The organism is Paracoccus sp. 22332 (assembly GCF_052045125.1).
GTDB lineage: Bacteria > Pseudomonadota > Alphaproteobacteria > Rhodobacterales > Rhodobacteraceae > Paracoccus > Paracoccus haematequi_A.
The window spans coordinates 1-749 of sequence record NZ_JBQEOI010000122.1; the positions used below are offsets into that span (position 1 = coordinate 1).

Genomic DNA, 749 nt, shown 5'->3' on the forward strand with positions numbered 1-749 from the left:
CTCGCCCTTCAGCACCTTGCGCTGCAAGGCCTCGGGCCAGCCGCCGGGGGGCTGGCCCAGGTTGCCCTTCATCATGTCCACCACGCTGTCGGGGAAGCTGACCTCGACCGCCGGGTCCATGACCTGCTGCGGCGTCAGCCCCTGGGCCACCATCATCAGTGCCATGTCGCCCACCACCTTGGACGACGGCGTGACCTTCACGATGTCGCCGAACATGCGGTTCACATCGGCATAGGCCTGGGCCACCTCGTGCCAGCGATCCTCCAGCCCCATCGACCGGGCCTGCGCCTTGAGATTGGTGAACTGCCCGCCCGGCATCTCGTGCAGATAGACCTCCGATGCCGGGGATTGCAGGCCGCTTTCGAACGCCGCGTAGGTCTCGCGGACGCGTTCCCAGTAGTTGCTGATCTGCCGGATCGCCGCGATATCCAGGCCGGTATCGCGCTCGGTCCCCTCCAGCGCCTCGACGATGGAGCCAAGGCAAGGCTGCGAGGTGCCGCCCGAGAAGGCGTCCATGGCCGCGTCCACTGCGTCCACGCCCGCATCGGCGGCCGCCAGGATCGTCGCCCCCGCGAGGCCCGACGTGTCGTGGGTGTGGAAATGGACCGGCAGGCCCACCTCCTCCTTCAGCGCCTTGATGAGGATCCGCGCGGCGGCGGGCTTCAGCAGGCCCGCCATGTCCTTCAGGCCCAGCACATGCGCGCCGGCGGCCTTCAGGTCCTGGGCGGTCCTGACATAATAGGCCAGGT

Annotated in this window: 1 pseudogene; it reads right to left on the reverse strand. The window is 68.4% G+C overall.

Annotation, left to right across the window (positions count from 1 at the left end):
* Positions 1-749: pseudogene (locus tag ACTJI6_RS24130) on the reverse strand (pyruvate carboxylase); the annotation flags it as partial.